This window comes from Streptomyces sp. NBC_01260 (assembly GCF_036226405.1).
Taxonomy (GTDB): domain Bacteria; phylum Actinomycetota; class Actinomycetes; order Streptomycetales; family Streptomycetaceae; genus Streptomyces; species Streptomyces laculatispora.
In genome coordinates, this window is record NZ_CP108464.1 from 4,782,131 (window position 1) to 4,798,522 (window position 16,392).

General features: G+C 70.1%; 15 protein-coding genes. 8 read left to right on the forward strand and 7 right to left on the reverse strand.

Going from position 1 to position 16,392, the window contains the following annotated elements; genetic code table 11:
- Positions 1 to 275: 275 nt before the first annotated feature.
- Positions 276 to 1,058 (reverse strand): SDR family oxidoreductase, encoded by a 783-nt coding sequence (locus OG322_RS21470; protein ID WP_306089894.1) that lies wholly within the window; start codon positions 1,056 to 1,058, stop codon positions 276 to 278.
- 79 nt (positions 1,059 to 1,137) lie between these two features.
- On the opposite strand from OG322_RS21470, the gene OG322_RS21475 reads away from it, so the two are divergent.
- Positions 1,138 to 2,007 carry a hypothetical protein gene (locus OG322_RS21475; RefSeq protein ID WP_123459915.1) on the forward strand — a complete coding sequence of 290 codons (870 nt, stop codon included), beginning with the start codon at positions 1,138 to 1,140 and terminating at the stop codon, positions 2,005 to 2,007.
- 148 nt (positions 2,008 to 2,155) lie between these two features.
- Here the strand turns inward: OG322_RS21475 and OG322_RS21480 are convergent, their stop codons facing one another.
- From OG322_RS21480 to OG322_RS21490, 3 genes are all read right to left on the reverse strand, one after another.
- The gene (locus OG322_RS21480; RefSeq protein ID WP_123459914.1) at positions 2,156 to 2,362 is read right to left on the reverse strand and encodes a DUF397 domain-containing protein; all 207 of its coding nucleotides are present in this window, start codon (positions 2,360 to 2,362) and stop codon (positions 2,156 to 2,158) included.
- A 245-nt stretch (positions 2,363 to 2,607) separates the two neighbouring features.
- Positions 2,608 to 3,477 carry a helix-turn-helix domain-containing protein gene (locus OG322_RS21485; RefSeq protein ID WP_123459913.1) on the reverse strand — a complete coding sequence of 290 codons (870 nt, stop codon included), beginning with the start codon at positions 3,475 to 3,477 and terminating at the stop codon, positions 2,608 to 2,610.
- A gap of 227 nt (positions 3,478 to 3,704) precedes the next feature.
- Entirely contained in the window at positions 3,705 to 4,427 is a 723-nt protein-coding gene (locus tag OG322_RS21490; RefSeq protein ID WP_024491270.1) for a GOLPH3/VPS74 family protein, read from the reverse strand.
- Between the two features lie 194 nt (positions 4,428 to 4,621).
- Between OG322_RS21490 and OG322_RS21495 the strand changes: the two genes are divergently transcribed.
- The 4 genes from OG322_RS21495 (at position 4,622) to OG322_RS21510 (ending at position 10,404) form a co-directional block, all read left to right on the forward strand.
- Positions 4,622 to 7,126: a serine hydrolase gene (locus OG322_RS21495; protein ID WP_329307756.1), complete on the forward strand. Its 2,505-nt coding sequence runs from the start codon at positions 4,622 to 4,624 to the stop codon at positions 7,124 to 7,126.
- A gap of 426 nt (positions 7,127 to 7,552) precedes the next feature.
- Positions 7,553 to 9,361 carry an MFS transporter gene (locus OG322_RS21500; protein WP_123459911.1) on the forward strand — a complete coding sequence of 603 codons (1,809 nt, stop codon included), beginning with the start codon at positions 7,553 to 7,555 and terminating at the stop codon, positions 9,359 to 9,361.
- A gap of 132 nt (positions 9,362 to 9,493) precedes the next feature.
- Positions 9,494 to 10,009, forward strand: a complete 516-nt coding sequence (locus OG322_RS21505) for a hypothetical protein (protein ID WP_241200008.1) — start codon at positions 9,494 to 9,496, stop codon at positions 10,007 to 10,009.
- Entirely contained in the window at positions 10,006 to 10,404 is a 399-nt protein-coding gene (locus OG322_RS21510) for a winged helix-turn-helix domain-containing protein (RefSeq protein ID WP_123459909.1), read from the forward strand. The genes OG322_RS21505 and OG322_RS21510 overlap by 4 nt, the downstream gene beginning before the upstream one ends.
- Before the next feature lie 81 nt (positions 10,405 to 10,485).
- Here the strand turns inward: OG322_RS21510 and OG322_RS21515 are convergent, their stop codons facing one another.
- Positions 10,486 to 11,103 carry a TetR/AcrR family transcriptional regulator gene (locus OG322_RS21515; protein ID WP_266411718.1) on the reverse strand — a complete coding sequence of 206 codons (618 nt, stop codon included), beginning with the start codon at positions 11,101 to 11,103 and terminating at the stop codon, positions 10,486 to 10,488.
- Positions 11,104 to 11,228: 125 nt separating this feature from the next.
- Here OG322_RS21515 and OG322_RS21520 point away from each other — a divergent pair, with 125 nt between their 5' ends.
- Entirely contained in the window at positions 11,229 to 12,170 is a 942-nt protein-coding gene (locus OG322_RS21520) for an alpha/beta fold hydrolase (RefSeq protein ID WP_123459908.1), read from the forward strand.
- A gap of 48 nt (positions 12,171 to 12,218) precedes the next feature.
- Complete coding sequence (locus OG322_RS21525; protein WP_148085511.1) at positions 12,219 to 12,581, forward strand: hypothetical protein; 363 nt, start codon at positions 12,219 to 12,221, stop codon at positions 12,579 to 12,581.
- Positions 12,582 to 12,944: 363 nt separating this feature from the next.
- Here the strand turns inward: OG322_RS21525 and OG322_RS21530 are convergent, their stop codons facing one another.
- Positions 12,945 to 14,444 (reverse strand): immunity 49 family protein, encoded by a 1,500-nt coding sequence (locus tag OG322_RS21530; protein ID WP_124284244.1) that lies wholly within the window; start codon positions 14,442 to 14,444, stop codon positions 12,945 to 12,947.
- 145 nt (positions 14,445 to 14,589) lie between these two features.
- Positions 14,590 to 15,570, reverse strand: coding sequence for an SIS domain-containing protein (locus OG322_RS21535; protein WP_123459905.1), 981 nt, complete (start codon positions 15,568 to 15,570; stop codon positions 14,590 to 14,592).
- Positions 15,571 to 16,014: 444 nt separating this feature from the next.
- Here OG322_RS21535 and OG322_RS21540 point away from each other — a divergent pair, with 444 nt between their 5' ends.
- Entirely contained in the window at positions 16,015 to 16,323 is a 309-nt protein-coding gene (locus OG322_RS21540) for a hypothetical protein (protein ID WP_241200007.1), read from the forward strand.
- Positions 16,324 to 16,392 lie beyond the last annotated feature (69 nt).

The window sequence follows — 16,392 nt, forward strand, 5'->3', positions numbered from 1 at the left end:
TCCCCCGGTCAAGGTCCCTTGCGGTCAGGGATGTGAACCTGGATCAGTGAGTCGAACGATTTTGCTGGTTCTTGACTCGCGAGGGCGTTGTCGTGAACGTGACGACGGCCACACCATGAGCAGGCACTTCGTCAGGCTGTGCAGAGAACGAGGACACGTCCAGGAGCGCCGAAGAGCACAGAAAGACCGCACGGGATGCGGGTCCCGTGCGGCCGAGAAGGAGGAGAACTGATCCTGCCGAAAGGTCTGTTGAACTCCCGGGGCGGGCCGGCGCCTCAGCGCATCAGTTCGCCGGCGTTGACCAGCAGGGACTGCCCGGTGATCGCCCGCGCCCGGTCGGAGGCCAGGAACACCACGGCCTCCGCCACATCGCCGTCCGTGGCCAGCTCCGGAAGCGCCATGCGCTCGGAGAGCCTCCCCAGCACCTCGGCCTCGGGCACCTTCTCGGTGTGGGCCGTGAACTGCACGTAGGCCTGCACCGGCGGTCCCCACATCCAGCCCGGCAGCACCGTGTTCACCCGGATCCGGTCCGGCCCGAACTCCCGGGCCATGGAGTACATCGCGGAGGTGAGCGCGCCCTTGGAGGCCGCGTACGCCGCCTGCCGCACCTGGGACGGCGCGGCCACCGCGGACTGCGTACCGATGACGACGACCGATCCGCCCCGCTCCTTGAGGGCGGGCAGACAGGCGCGCGTCATCCGCAGGGTGCCGAGCAGATTGACGTCGATGACCGACTTCCAGGTGTCGAGGTCGGCGTCCTCGACACCGCCGAAGTAGCTGTCCCAGGCGGCGACATGGACCACCGCGTCGATCCGCCCGAACCGCTCGACGGCCAGCGCCGCGAGCGCCTCGCACTGCGCCTCGTCGGTGATGTCGGTGGGCAGGTGCGCGGTGTGGAGCCCCTCGGGGTCGATCTCGGCGGCCGACTTGGCGAGATTGGCCGCGGTGCGCGCCCCGAGGACCGCGTTGCCCCCGTCCCGTACGACCGTGGCCGCGATCCGGTGCCCGAGCCCGGCACCCACTCCGGAAACGATGACGGTCTTCCCCGCGAGCAACATCGGCGCCTCCCGGCTCTGGCAGTTCTTCTGACGGGGCGTCAGAGTAGGTGGCTCCGGCGGAGTACGGAAGGGGAACGGCATGAGCGAGGAAATCCCGGACGAGGCGGCGCGGGACAGCGGGACGCGGAGCGGCACCTACGCCGAACTGGCCGCGCTGGGACCGTACGGGGTCCGCCCCGGCCATGCGCTGATCACCATGGTGGAACCGCATCCGGGCCACGAGTACGCGTACAACCGCTGGTACGAGGACGACCACTACTACGCCGGCGCGATGGCGATGCCCTGGATGTCCGCGGGGCGGCGCTGGGTGGCCACCCGGGAACTCCAGGAGCTGCGGTACCCGGAGAAGTCGGCGGTCGCGACGCCGGTCGGTGCCGGCTGCTACCTGTCCACGTACTGGGTGACGGAAGGGCGCTACGACGACCACATGAAGTGGACCGTCGGGATCAACAAGCGGCTGAACCGGGACGGCCGGGTCTACCAGGACCGCACCCATGTCTTCACGGCGTTCCAGGACCACGAGGCGACGGTCTACCGGGACGGCGCCGCGGGGCCCCGTGACTTCCACGCCCTCGACCATCCGTACCGCGGGCTGGTCCTGGAGGTGATCGACGCCGAAGGGCCCGAGCAGCGGGCCGAGTTGCTGGAGTGGCTGCGCTCACGGCACCTGCCGAAGCGGCTGAGCGGGTCGCCCGCGGCGATGGTGACGGTGTTCCGTCCCACCCCGTTGCCGGGGGACCGGATGACGTATGTGAAGCAGGTCGAGGGCGTCGACACCCGGCTGACCCTGCTCTGGTTCCTCCAGGAGGATCCGAGGGAATGCTGGGACGAGCACTTCACCGGGCTCGACGCGTCGGTCGCGGAATCAGGTCTGGGGCGGGTGGAGCTGGTGGCGCCGTTCATTCCTACCGTGCCGGGCACGGACCGTTACGTGGATCAGCTGCGCTGACCGGGCGGGCCGCGGTCCCTTGCCCTCTCGCGCCTCCGGGCTCCCCGCGGACCCGCGGGGAGCCCTCTCGGCCAGGACGGCGAACCGGGCGAGAGGGCTACCGGCAGCACCTGGACCGGTGCGGCGACAAGGCGTGGGAACTCATCGGTCAGGCGTCGAGGGCGCCTTTCGCGACATCGCGCACGAATGAGTTCCAGGCGCCGGGGACGAAACCGATCGAAGGGCCCTCGGGGACCTTCGAGTCACGTACGGCGATCGCCTGTACGAGAGGGGACCTGACTTCGACGCACGCGCCGTTGCCCCCGGAATACGACGACTTCGTCCACTTGTCCGTAGCACCCTGACGAATGGCCATGTTCACTCCGGTTCAGAGAATTGTGTGAGTGGCGCCAACGATGTTCTGCTGGCGTGATCGACGCTACTCGCCAAGCTCCCCGAGTGAAGGGGCCGTTCACTCGACCGGATGGCGTGCACCATGCGGGTCTTCCATTACGAGGTGGCGACGGTGTACCGTTCCGCCGCCCCACCCGTAACATCGCTTCTTTTCCCGCATTCCGGACTTCACGGGCCGGCTGGTTCAATCGCCCGTTCGGCCGGTGTTCACGCCGGGTTCAGGCGGGTGTAGTCCTTCGCGATCCCGTCGATGAAATCCCGGGTCTGCTCCACATTCAGCGCCTGCGCCCGCAGATGCTCGTACATGACGCTGTACCGCTGCACGTCATTCGCCTTCTCCAGATAGAGGTCGCTGGTGACTCCCTCGATGTAGACGACGCTGGAATCCGCGGTATCCGGGAATTCCAGGATGGCGTACTGCCCGTTGATGCCCGGGTGGGCGCCCATGTCGAACGGCAGCACCTGGACGGTCACATGCGGCAGGTGCGACAGCTCCACCAGGCGCTCCAGCTGCTCGATCATCACCTGCTTGCCGCCGACCAGCCGGCGCAGCGCGGACTCGTCGATCACCGCCCACAGCCGCAGCGGGTGCTCCGGGGCGTTGATCCGGTCCTGGCGGCGTGAACGGACGCTGACGCGCTTGTCGATATCGGTCTGCGGCGCCTCCGGCAGCGCACCGTTGATCAGCGCCTCGGCGTACTGCCGGGTCTGCAGCAGGCCCGGGATCACCTGGGGTTCGTACACCCGCAGCGATTCGGCGTCGGTCTCCAGACCGATGTAGACGCTGTACGGGATGTCGCCGAAGGCATGCCACCAGCCCTGCTGGCGGGAGTCCTTGGCCATCTGCATGAGCGAGTCGACGATCCGGAGGTCCTCGACCTCGTACACCCCGCAGAGATCGCGGACATCGCGTTGGCTGATGGAGCGGCGGCCGTTCTCCAGGCGGCTGATCTTCGACTGCGAGACCAGCAGCCGCTCCGCCACCTCCTCGGCCGTCATGCCCTTGATCTCGCGCAGTCGGCGCAATTCCTGACCCAACCGGCGTCGTCTGACGGTGGGATTGACGTTGGACGGCACGGAAACGGCACCTCCGGCTATGTAGCTGTGCGTATCTACTGCTCAGCAGATTGCCACCCGCGCCCCCGGCCGCGCTGGAAAATGGCCACACGCAGCGGCGCGGGGCAGCCGGTGGTACCGGCTGCCCCGCGCTTGGTGCGGCTCCCGAACCGGGTCTTTGGGGACGTCGGTGCGGCGGTATTCGGTTGTTGCGGCGGTGCGGATGATGCCTCGGCGTCCGTGCTGCCCTAGTGGGCCGCGGTGTGCGCCATGCTGTCGCGGCGTGACTGCGACTGCGCTTGCGGTTGCAACGGCACGCCGGCCGCCTGATTGCGGCGCGGTTGTGCGACCGCCCCGTTCTGGACGTCCATCACGGCATGCGCCACGAGACCGCCCATCGGGTCGTGTCTGATCAGGTCCCGGAGCCGGGAGCGCGACGAGCGCCCCTCGTTCCCGGGGTACAGGTGCTTGCCGAGTCCGACCGCGTGGGCCAGGGCGGCGAGCGCCGCGGTCCGCGGGTCCGGCGGTACGCCGGTGCGGATCGCACTGTCCAGCCGGGCCTTGATGTCCCGGCTGATTGCCGTGTCCGTCGCCTGGTAGCGAGTCGTCGGCAGCACTCCGCACATCTGGCCCGCCACGGCATGCACCATGCCGCACCGCTCCAGATGAGCGAGGTAGATCTGGCGAAGCCCCAGTCGGGGTCCGCCTATCCAGTGGACGGCCCGGACCGGGCTGCCGCGTCTGCGCAGCAGTTCCAGTGCGGAGTCCAGAGTCGGATCTCCTGTCGGCCGTGGCATCACCACGGCGATACGATCCCCGTCAGGGGCTATCCGTCCTGCCAGGGCCAGCTCTACTAGCTGGGCTCCGGCGAGGCCGAGGTCGAGCGACTGCGGCTGCGCTGTGGTACCCGTGGTCGGGTCCAGAGCGAGCAACAGAAGCTCCTCCGGAATTGTTCTGCGGCTCCTGCCCATCCATGCCTCCCCGCGTGGATGAGTGACAGGGTGACCCCTCTCACATCTGTCTGTCGAGGGTGCCTGGGTGCTTTGTATGGGAACCAGTAGGTATGTCGTTCTCGTCTAGCAGCCCAGCCAATGGTTCACACGGGACACTGGTAGATGGTTCGGACAGCGCGGGGGTGCCCCCGCGCCGCATGGAGGAGGCATCGGTGGCGGGCGAGTCCCCCGACAAGTCGGAGCAGCAGAAGTCGTCGGGAACGGCTCGGAGCGAGCACGATCCGCGGCTCGCGGTCTTCCGCGAACCCGCCTCGCCGGCGGAGTCCGGTGGCAGGACGGACACGGCGACAGCCGTTTTCAGCACGCAGCGGGTCGAGTTGGGGTCCGAGGCGGAGTCCGAGGGCACGTCCGAGGGCGAGCCCTCGGCAGCGTCCGACGTGGTGGGCGACGGCCAGGAGCCCGGGGCCGCCGCAGCCGCGGAGAAGGCCTCTGAAGGCTCTGAGAGCTCGGTGGAGGCCCCTGGGGTGGAGCCGGGTGCCGCGGAGGCGGACGGGGAGCCCGAGGAGCCTGCGGAGGGTGCCGAGTCCGCTGGGGCGGCCGGTGCGGATGCCGCGGACGCCGAGGACGCCGAGGACGTCGCGGCGGAGGTTGATGCCGCTGATGCGGCGGAGGCCGGTGCGGCTGATCCGGCGGAGGAGCCGGAGAGCGCGGCCGCCGGGCCCGGGAGTGACGCCGCCGAGCCCGGGGAGGGCGATGCGCGGCTGCGTGCGGCGGTTGCCGCCTGGGTGACGAAGGACGGTGACGGGGACGAGCCGGCCGGGGACGGTTCGAAGCCCGAGCCGGTGGCGGAAGCCGAGCCCGAGCCGGTGGCGGACGCCGAGGAGCCGGCCGGGGAGCCGCGCGACGGTGACGAGGCGTCCGGCGAGGCCCGAGTGCCCAGGACCCGTGCGGAATCCGGCGCGGAGGCCGTCGAGGAGTCGAGCAAGAGCTCCGAGCGGGACGCCGAGCCGGACTCGGAGCAGGACCCCGAGCCGTCGGGCTCCAAGGAGGACCCCGAGCCGTCGGACCCCGAGCAGGACCCCGACAAGCAGACCCCCGACACCGAAAACGCGCAGGCCACCGACAAGAAGGGCGGGGTCGATCAGCCGACGGCCGTCTTCAAGGCGCCCGTGCTGCCCCGCGTCGACCAGCCGACGACGGCGCTGAAGATCACGCCTCCGACGACGGCGAAGCCGAAGCCGGAGTCCCCCGCCGAGCGGACCAGCAAGTTCGTACCGCTGCGCGCCGACGACGTGCGGCCGGCCCCCGCGCCGCGCAGCCCCGAGGCCGAGGAACCCGCCCCTCCGGCCGGTCCGTCCTGGGCCGCCCAGCTGCCGCCCGACATGTCGCTCAGCGGTGCCGAGCGGACCCGGCAGCAGCCGATGCCGCCCAGGCCGCCGCTCGACCTGCTGGCCGAGCTGACGAACACCCCCCCGCCGCCGGAGACCCCGGTCCGCACGGCCGTGCGCAGGGTCAAGATCTGGACGCCGCTGGCCCTCCTGCTGGTGATCGCGTTTGCAATCGTGCAGATGGTGCGCCCGCTGCCCGACCCCGTGCTCACGCTGTCGGCGAATCCCACGTACACCTTCAAGGGTGCCGACCTGAAGCTCGACTGGCCGTCGCAGGGGCAGTCGGCGGTCACCGTGGACGGTGTCGGTTCACTCGGTTCGGCGGGAGCGCAGAAGCCGGCGCCGATCGCCAGTGTCGCCAAGATCATGACGGCGTACGTGATCCTCCAGGGTCACCCTCTCGCCGGCAAGGAGCAGGGCGAGAAGATCACTGTCGATCAGCAGGCCGAGGACGAGTCCAAGGCCGAGGACGAGTCCAAGGTGGCGATCACCAAGGGGCAGAAGTTCACGGAGAGGCAGATGCTGCAACTCCTGATGATCCCCTCGGGCAACAACGCGGCCCGGCTCCTGGCCCGCTGGGACTCCTCCTCCGAGGCCGCCTTCGCCTCGAAGATGAATGACGCGGCCAAGAAGCTCGGCATGAACCACACCACGTACACGGACCCGAGCGGACTGAAGAAGACGACCGTCTCCACCGCCGACGATCAGCTCAAGCTGGCCGCCGCCGTGATGAAGAACGAGGTCTTCCAGGAGATCGTCGACACCCCGCAGATCAAGATCGAGGGCATCGACACGACGATCTACAACAACAACACCATCCTGCTGGAGCCGGGTGTGAGCGGTATCAAGACCGGTTCCTCCACCCCGGCCGGCGGCAACCTGATCTGGTCGGCCAACACCGTCGTGGACGGCAAGAAGCTGTGGATCTACGGCGCCGTCATGGGGCAGCAGGCAGGCACGGGCCAGCCGTACGACAGCCTGGCGATGTCGCTGTCCAACAGCCTCAAGCTGATCAAGGGCGCGCAGCAGGCCGTGACCTCGGCCAAGGTGGTCCACAAGGGCGATGTCGTCGGGTATGTGGATGACGGTTTCGGTGGCCACACGCCGCTGGTCGCGACCGCAGACCTGAAGGCGAAGGGCTGGCCGGGCCTCGACGTGGAGCTCTCGGTCGCGGGGAACGGCAAGGAGATCTCGCGCACCATGAAGGCAGGCACCAAGGTCGGGGTGGTGACCGTGGGAACGGGCAGTGCCAAGGTCAGTGCTCCCGTTGCCCTTCAGCAGGACCTGACGGAACCGGGCTTCGGCCAGAAGCTGACCCGCGTCAGCTGATCCGGGTCGGCTTCCGGCCGAACATCCGAAGGCCTGGTCCCTTGTGCTCCGCGGCTTCTCCCGCGGAGCACAAGGGACCAGGGAGAAGCCGGTCGAGCCGGTCAGAGGCAGCGGCAGTGGCTCCATCCGCTGGTCCACGACACTCACCGCCGGCCGCCGGACCGCAGGGGCGGTCGGATCTGCTGCGGCACGTGGAGCGGGGTCGGACCGAGTGCCGGGCATCAATGGATGATCTTGAGGGGCTATCGAGCATCCCGCATGAGTGAATGCCGCCCCAGGGCCCTTTTCGGACAGCGCCAGAAGCTGCGTGCTAGCGTCCCAGAAACAACGCGTGTATCCCGGAACGCGTTTTCTGGCAATTGACGCCCACGCTGCGAACAGGTCGGCGGGTTTCACCGCGTCCGGGGAGGGACGGGGAGATTCGCAGTGACCACTGCTGAGCCGACACGGGCGAAGCGCGACGCATACGGGATACGGAGCTCGGGCGGAGGAACCGCACCGGACGGCGCCGGTCGGCTCGACGCATTCAAGCGGGGCTGCGTTCGTCATCCGGTCCTGCTGACGACTGCGGTGGCCGCGGCGGTCCACATCCTCTGGTTCTTCTTCTTCGCGAACAGCGGCGGCGACATCGCGGCCCAGGACGCCTGGGCCGAGTTCGTGGGCCAGCACCCCGGTACCGCGTACAACCTGGCCTGGTACGGGGGCATGCACCCCGTCTCGTACAGCGTCGTGTCGCCGTATCTGATGTCGGTGCTCGGTGTCCGTACGACGATGATGATCGCCGGTACGGTCTCGGCGGGGCTGACCTCGCTGATCCTGGTCAGGGTGCGGGCCGTCCGCAATCCGATCGCCTGCTCGATGGCCGGTGTCTTCGCGTACCTGTGCAACGCGCTGTCGGGCCGGGTGACGTTCGGGCTCGGCATGATGTTCGCGCTCGGTGCGGTGGCGGCGGTGTTCTGCTGGCCGCACCGCTGGCGGTACAAGCGGTGGGCGAAGGCGGTCGTGGCCGCGCCCCTCGCCGGACTCGCGACGGCCGGCAGCCCGGTGGCGGGGCTCTTCCTCGGTGTGGTCGCGGCGGCGCTGTTCCTGAACAAGCGCCGCCCCGGGGCGTACGCGCTGGGGCTGGCTCCGGTCGTGGTGGTGGCGCTGTCCGCGTGGCTGTTCCCGTTCTCCGGTACGCAGCCGATGTCGATCGCGACGCTGTCGCTGCCGTTCGTCTTCGCGGCCCTGGTCTTCTTCCTCGTGCCGCGCGACTGGAGGACCGTACGGACCGCGGCCGCGGTGTACGGCATCGGGACGCTGCTGACGTACGTGGTGGATTCGCAGATCGGCTCGAACGTGTCGCGGATGGCGATGCTGTTCGCCGGTGTGGTGCTGCTGGCCGCACTGCCGTACGCGGAGCCCCGCTCCCGGCGGTGGTACGCGCTGGTCCTCGCCTTCGTCGGGCTGAACTTCTGGATCGGGTTCAAGGGCGTCGACGACATCGTCCGGACCGCGCCCACCGCGTCCTGGACGCGCGAGCTGGCTCCGCTGGTCAATCAGCTCCAGAAGGTCGGTGCCGAGCGGGGCCGGGTCGAGGTGGTCCCCCCGAGCAGTCACCGGGAGGCGTCCGCGCTGGCTCCGCTGGTGAACCTGGCCCGCGGCTGGAACCGGCAGGCCGACATGGAGCGCAACCCGCTCTTCTACGACGACACGCTGAACGCCGTCAACTACCGGCAGTGGCTCGACCGCTGGGCCGTGCACTACGTGGTGCTGCCGCAGGGCTCCCCCGACTCCAGCGGCGCGGAGCAGGAGGCGGAACTGGTGAGCAAGGGGCAGTCGTACCTCAAGCCCATCTGGTCCGACTCCAACTGGCGGCTCTACTCGGTGGACAGCCCGGTTCCGCTGGCCGATCCACCGGCGACGGTGGACGAGGCCGGCGCGGGTGAACTGACCATCCATGTGAAGAAGGCGGGCCGGGTGCTGATCCGCATCCCGTACTCGCGTTGGCTCGCCCTGGTCGACGAGGAGGGCCGCAGCCTGGAGCGGCCTCAGGAGACCGAGGAGTCCAAGCAGCGTGAGGACAAGGAGCTCCCCAAGGACTTCGTCAACACGAACGGCTGCCTGATCAAGCTGGAGGAGGACCAGTACGGCGACGAGTGGACGGAACTGCTGGCGCCGCGCGCCGGCGTGTACCGGCTCGGCGCCCCGTATCAGCTGGCGCCGGGAACACCGTGCCCGGACGAACTGCGCTGACGGGATGACGGGAGCTGACGCCTTCGCTCCGCCCCGGCAAGTACTTTCCATGGTGGAAAGTTAATGCCATGATGGCACATGCCAACGGGCGTCAGCCTGCTCGCGTGCCCTCGGGAAGGATTCGGTGTGCCCATGCCGTCGCAGGAGAACAAGTCGGCACCCCTGGAGGGTGAGGGCCGGTCGGTGGCGTACGCCGAGGACGCGCTGAAGGGCGTGGAGGCGGCCAGGGAGCGGGCCCGGCTCAGGTCCGGGCTGGCTCCGGAGTGGTACGGCCCGGCCGTGGTGGTGACTCTGGTGCTGCCGAGCGTGGTGCAGGCCTGGAGTCAGGGCAGGGGTGGCTGGGCGGCACTGGTGGCGCTTGTCGTGTCACTCCTGGGGCTCGCCGCCGTGCTCGCGCTCGTCCGGGCCGCGCGGCGGGCGGCGGGGGTACGGGTGACGCGGTCCTTGTCCTCGCGCCTGCGCCGGAGCCGGATCGTACTTCCGGCCGTCCTGGCGGCGGGCCTGCTGGCGGGAGTGTGCTGCTGGGGATTCGGGGCCGGAGGGGCCGCGACCCGGATCACGGCGTTCGCCGTATGGGGGCTCGGCGTGTGGGGCGTATGCATCGCCCGTAACGCGGCGATCAGTCGGGCGCTACGGGAACTCGCGTGAAAGGCGATCCGCCAGGACGGGAGCGGGCCGCCCTGGACGAGACCATCCACCATCCGACCCGGCTGGCCGTGGTCGCCTTCCTCTCCGCCTGCGACGAGGCGGAGTTCGCCACCGTTCGTGATGGCTGTCAGGTGTCCGACTCGGTTCTCAGCAAGACCGCGTCGGCGCTGGAGGCCGCCGGTTACCTGGACGTCCGCAAGGGGCATGTGGGCAAGCGTCCCCGGACCTGGCTGTCCCTCACGCCCGCCGGCCGGCAGGCCCTGGCCCGGCACATCACGGCACTCCAGGACATCGTGGCCACGGCCCGGAGCGCGGCCACGGGCGCGGGCGCGGCCGTCCCCGGGCACGCCGAAGGCGCCGAACCGGCGGTCCGGGCGGCTCCGTCGCCTGAGTGAAGCGCCCTCGGTGAAGCGCCCTCGCGGACGGGCGGCGACCGGACGGGCGCGAACGGCCGGTCGCCGGACGGCCGGCACCTCTCAGCTGTCGCGCCCGGCGCCCCGGAAGATCCGGTCGAGGTGGTGGCGCAGGACGGCGATGGCGGCCTCGGCGCCGCGCTGGCCGGTCATGACGCTGATCCCGAGCCCCGCCGTCATGGCGAGCAGGCTGACAGCCTCTGTCCGTACGTCCACGTCGGGCCGGACGAGACCCGCGTCCTGCGCCTGCGCGAGCAGGCCGGTCAGGGTGTCCTCGGCGGCGTCGGGGTTCTGGAGGAACGGCTGCGCGGCGAGTGCCTCGTCCGTCACGGCGAGTACGGCGTACGAGGTGTACACGAGGTGGAAGGCGCGGCTCTCCTCGTCGGTGGGCAGTGAGGCCAGCAACAGCGCCTCGACCGTCGCGCGCGGCCCCGGGGCGTCCCCGGCGGCCCGGACCCGGGCGGTGACCCGCTCGCCGAACTCCTCGGCCAGCTGCTGGAGTCCGTGGAGCAGCAGCTTCTCCTTGGTCTCGAAGTAGTACTGCACCAGCCGCAATGACACCCCGGCCTCCGCGGCCACGTCGCGCATCCCCACGGCGTGCAGTCCGCGCCTTCCCGCGACCCGGACGAGGGCCCGGGCGATCTCGGTGCGCCGTTCGTCGTGGTCCACACGTTTTGGCATCGGCCGCTTCTCCACCTGTCCGTACGTCTCGTCCGCCCAGGCCGGGCGCACTTCATGGTACCGCCGTACCACGAACGTGGTACGGTCGTATCACAAAAGCGAGCTGCTTCTGGAGGTGGCCCACCGTGCCCGATGCGACGACCCGCGACCGCGCCCCGGCCGACGTCGGCCGTTATGTGAACGACGCCCTGCGCGACCGGTACTTCGCAGCCTGCGACGCGCTGTACGCGATGGGCGCCCCCGTACGGTCGGAACTCGACGTGGAGACCGGCTTCGGGACGACGCACGTATACCGGTACGGCCCCACGGACCCCGCCGCCGCATCCCGCACCCCGGTCGTCCTGGTGCACGGCGCCGGCTCCTGCTCGGCCATGTGGTACCCGAACACCGCCGCGCTCAGTGCCGAACGCCCGGTCTACGCGATCGACACCCCCGGCGATCCGGGCCGCAGCGTGCAGCGCGAGCCCATCCACCAGCCGGAGCGCGCCGCGCAGTGGCTGGACGAGACGCTGTCCGGCCTGGGCCTCGACCGCGTACACCTCATGGGCTCGTCGTACGGCGGCTGGCTCACCCTGAACCAGGCCCATCGCGGCCCCGACCGCCTTGCGTCGGTCACCCTGCTCGACCCCGGCGGGCTGGAGAAGGTCGGGCTCCGCTTCTTCGTCTGGATCTTCGTCAGCCTCTTCGCGACCTCCGCCCCCAAGGCGCTGCGTCCTCGCCTGGCGGCCTGGCTGGAGCAACCGGTGATCATCGTGCCGGAACTGCGCGCGATGATCAGGGCGAGCGTCCGCGCCTACCGCGTACGCCGCCCGGCCCCGCTGCCCCTCACCGAGGACGAACTGCGCACCATCCGCACGCCGCTCTACCTGGTGCTGGGACAGCGGAGCCTGCTGGTGCACCCGCGGCGGCAGCTGGAACGCGTCCCGCGCCTGATACCGGGGGCGGTCGCCGAGATCGTCGGCCACACCGGACACGGGCCACAGATCGACCACGCCGCCGAGGTCAACGACCGGGTGCTGGACTTCCTGGCCGAGGTCGATGCCGACGCCGGTACCAATGTCGACTGACACGGCTCGACGGCTTTCGGCGCCGTACTGCCAGTACGCTGCCGCCCCATGACGCCACCTCAACAAGACACGGAGGCAAGCGCCGAGGCGGACGCCCGGGCAGCCGTGAAGGCCGCACCGGATCGCCCGACGCTGCTGTGGGGCGTCTCGCTCGCCTCGATGGGCGTCTTCCTGGCCACCTGGGTCCTGCTCTGGCTGAACGCGTACGTGATCAACGACGACCTGCCCAACACCTGCCACGACGTACGAAGACAGCGCTTCCCGCCGGAGGTGGCGTGCGCGTCCGCCAATGGGACGCTCACCGGCGCGAACGCCGGATGGCTGGTGGCCCTGTTCTTCGCCTCGCTCGTGGTGTCGGTGCTGGTCGTGGGCATGTCGCTGGCGATAGCCACGGCCGTTCGCAGGCGATAGCCACGGCCACCCACCGGCGGCAGCCACGGCCGTTGGCGAGCGATGACGGCATACCCGGAACTTCGCACCTGTTCGGCCACGTTGGAGGCAGCCGCCCACGGGGCCGCCCCCAGCCTGCGCATACCGGCACGGCCCTCAGGCGTACGTCATACGGGTACCAGCGCGTGGCCCATGCGAGCCCGCAACGTCGGCAGCCCTGTCACCCTCCGGGGCAACAGGGCTCCTGGCCCGACACTCCGCAGGGACCGCGAAGGCATCGTCGTCAGCATGACGGGTCCGACGACTTCCACGGCCGCCCCGGTTCGGCCGATGCCGCTCACACAGGCGCCGACCTACCGGGGCCGAGCCAGGGGCTGAGGTCGGTCAGGGGCTGGGGATCTCCTCGATTCGTTCGCGGTTGAGCAGGAACTGGGGCAGGTGCGACTGGGCGGGATCGATGGGGAACCCGTAGTCGAAGGCGAGGCTCGCGATCGCCAGCGGTCCCAGAGCCACGTGGGCACGCGGTGCCGCCGACCCGCCCCAGTGGGCCCGGTGTTCAGCCAGGGCTTCGCCGAGTGTCTTGGCGAAGGTGTCGTGGTCCCGTGCGACGAGACGGTGGAACAGCGCGATCGGCTGGTAGTCGACCGCGTTCACGAACTCCATCGGGGCGTGGGTCACGTGGTCGGGCCCGGACGCCTCCATGGTGGCGACCAGCTTCTCCACGACCCCGTCCATGGAGTGGTCTTCGGAGAAGTACGCCTGCAGGGTGTCGATCCAGTGCAGCACGTACGCGTCGACGGAGTCGTCCTGCCGCAGCGCCTCCAGCGGTACCTGGCAGAGCCGGTGGATCCGGTCCCCCTCTCGGCACGCGATCGCCAGGTAGAGGGCGTCGAGCCAGGCACGGGCGTCCGCGGGCGGCGCGGCGGGGCAGGCCGGCAGCTCGATGACGAGGTCCTCGCCGAGCCGGCAGTCCTGCGGCTGAGCGCCGGTGAACAGGGCGGAGCCGAGCTGTACGGCGGTGGCCCAGGCGTCCCACGTGCCGATCTTCGCCGCCTGGGGATCGGTGGCGCACCGGGCGTGCGCGTGGGCGACGGCGGAGGCGAAGGCGTCGCCCGTGCCGATGCCCGGATCCCGGGCGAGACCTGCTATCGACTCGGCCGTGGCGCGGCTGAGTTCGGCGAGGTCGGGGGCGGGCGCCTCGGCGGCGGCACGGGTGGCGAGCCGGCCGGCGCGGTCGAGGCGAACCAGGCCCTTCATCAGGCCGAGCAGGGACGGCGGCGGCTGGACGGACAAGGAACGGGTCTCCTCGTCGATCACCGTGAGCGGCTTCAGGCTGCCGCGGTGCCACCAGTGGAGCCGCGGTGACAGGGGGCCCTGCCCGTCCTCGAAGGCGCCCAGCGCGTAGGTGGCCAGCGCGTTGACGGCGTCGGCCACCGTGCCGTCGGCGATCGGGTGGTACACCAGGTTGTGCCGGCTGGGCATGACGACGAGGGCGCCGGCGTCCGGAAGCGAATCGCCGGTGACCTGCCGGACCGCCGCGGACAGGAACAGGGCCTGGCTGCCGACGAAGTGCGAGTCTCCGTAGAAGGAGTGCAGGACCGTGCCGTCGAGGGGGATCTCCTCGTGTGTGACGGGCAGGCGCATCAGGTTCCCGTACGCCGCCCGCCCCAGCTCCTCCGGGCCGACGCGCTCCACGTCCACGTCGGTGAGGATCCGTACGTCGGTGGGCCGGTCGAGGGCATAGACGAAGGCGAGGCCGTCGGCCACCACACGCGCATAGCGCAGGGAGCCGGCGATCTCAGGGGCGATCGACTCGGTGGGCAGCAGGCGTGCGTACGTACCGCGCAGCAGTTCGTCGGTGTCGGGAGTGTGGTCCGGATTCATTCGCCTGACTCTACGAAGGCCGTGCGCGGCCGGATCATGCGGCCCGTTTTCCGGTTCAGCCCCGTCGAAGCCCCAAGTGGGCTCGCCGGCACGGCGCTTGGCGCAGCAGACCCATTCGGGCCTGCCCGGCCCCTGCGTAGAGACGTCAGGCTGTGGGGGCGCCCAGAGTCCACAGCTGATTCTCCGCCCAGGCACCCACGATGGCCACATCGGGGTTCTGCTGCCGTATCCCGGCGAACCGGTCCGCGAGCAGTTGGAGCCGGGCGGTCATCGGCAGCTGGGCCAGGACCGGCGGCAGGCCGTCGGTGCCGTGGCCGAGGACGTGGACGGTGATGCCCTCCGCACGGGCTGCTTCGCCGAGCGCCGCGACCAACCCGTCCGGATCCTTCGCGGGTTCCAACAGGACCAGTCCGTCGGAGGTCCCGAACGGGACGGCCGAACCGTGGAGGAAGTTCTCCGCCTCGAAGCCCTCTGCGAGGGTCCGGGACGCCTCCCGGATCTTGAGTGCGCCCTCCCTCGCGGTGACGCCCCATGGGCCGGTGCCGATCAGGGCGAGGGAGCGGGCAGGAATGGCGATCCCGTCGATCCCCGGGTCGGCCACGGCTGCCCGCACCGCTTCGGCGGTGCGCCGCAGCGCCTGGGGGCCGTACTGCTCAGCGCCCAGGCGGGCGGCAATTCCAGCGAGCACGGCGAGCGCGGCGGTGTAGCCGGCGGTGTAGGTCTCGGAGCGTTCACGCTCGACGGTCTCGATGGCGTCGGCCCAGCCGGACCCGATGCCGGTGACGGAGACGACCGGCACGCCGGCGGCCAGAGCCTGCTCCCGGCAGGTGAGCGCGAAGGCGGTCTCGGCAGTGTGAGTGATCACCACCACGGCGTCACCGTCTCGCAGCGGTGCCCCCCAGCGAGCGAACTGAGCAGCGGAAGACCAGCGGGCGTCTATCCCGGCGTGGACAAGCATCATGGCGCCGAGTTCGGCAGCGTGCTGGCTGGTGCCGGTGCCGACGAGCAGGATGCGTCGCGCTCCGGCCAGCCTCTCCGCGGGGATCGACAGGTCGGTGTCCGCCAGCCGTGCGATGGCGTCAGCCTGGGTGTGGATCATGTCGTACAGGGCCGTCTTCGAGGGCACGCCAGATCACCTCTCATTCTTGGTAGCGGTGTTGCCGTTGCTGTCAGGAAGGATGCGGGGCACAGGGGCGGAAATGCTGGGTGGCCCGGTCTTCGGCGGCCGGGTACGTCTGCCAGATGTTTTCAGGTTCTGTCGGTCGTGGGCTGGGCCGTGATGATCAGGTGCGGCGTGCACGTGAGACCGACTCAGGTCGCAGCCGCTGTCCACTCTTTCGCCGTCAAGGAAGCTGCCCCGGAGCAGCAGCGTGCACAACTCGTGCGCGCTGCAATTTCGGTGGTCGGCGGTGGCGGAGCGCTCAGGGATGGTGCCCGCGCTGCGGATACGCCGGCGGATCCGGCTGGTCAGCGGTGAGAAAGCGCTCCGCGCCGCACAGACGGGTCACCGGGCCGTCGGTGTCGAAGTCGTGACCGCGTTTGCCGAGGGCTGTACCGAAAGGGATGCCGCATGACCGAAAGGGATGCCGCATGCGCGCGAGGTGGGGCATGCGGACAGAGGTGGACCGACACGCACCTGGACGCCGGGCTCCGCACGGTCGCCAGGCAACTCGTGGTGAACGGCTGGGAGGTGTACGAGGACGATCCCAAGACCGACGCCGGAGCGCGCACCATCGCCCTCGACTCCGACACGGTCCAGGCCCTCAAGCGGCACCGCGCCCAGCAGGACAAGGACCGTGAGAAGTGGGGGAGTGCCTGGGTGGAGACTGGGAGGTCTTCAGCACCTACCTGGGGGATAAACCCCAGCTCAGCGCCGTAATGCCTGGTGCCCCCGGCAGGATTCGAACCTGCGACACCCACTTCAGGAGTTCGATCAGTGGAGCTTCAC

Coding starts and splice junctions, on each gene's coding strand:
- OG322_RS21470 (WP_306089894.1), bottom strand. CDS start 1,058: ATGTTGCTCGCGGGGAAGACCGTCATCGTTTCCGGAGTGGGTGCCGGG.
- OG322_RS21475 (WP_123459915.1), top strand. CDS start 1,138: ATGAGCGAGGAAATCCCGGACGAGGCGGCGCGGGACAGCGGGACGCGG.
- OG322_RS21480 (WP_123459914.1), bottom strand. CDS start 2,362: ATGGCCATTCGTCAGGGTGCTACGGACAAGTGGACGAAGTCGTCGTAT.
- OG322_RS21490 (WP_024491270.1), bottom strand. CDS start 4,427: ATGGGCAGGAGCCGCAGAACAATTCCGGAGGAGCTTCTGTTGCTCGCT.
- OG322_RS21505 (WP_241200008.1), top strand. CDS start 9,494: ATGCCGTCGCAGGAGAACAAGTCGGCACCCCTGGAGGGTGAGGGCCGG.
- OG322_RS21515 (WP_266411718.1), bottom strand. CDS start 11,103: ATGCCAAAACGTGTGGACCACGACGAACGGCGCACCGAGATCGCCCGG.
- OG322_RS21525 (WP_148085511.1), top strand. CDS start 12,219: ATGACGCCACCTCAACAAGACACGGAGGCAAGCGCCGAGGCGGACGCC.
- OG322_RS21530 (WP_124284244.1), bottom strand. CDS start 14,444: ATGAATCCGGACCACACTCCCGACACCGACGAACTGCTGCGCGGTACG.
- OG322_RS21540 (WP_241200007.1), top strand. CDS start 16,015: ATGACCGAAAGGGATGCCGCATGCGCGCGAGGTGGGGCATGCGGACAG.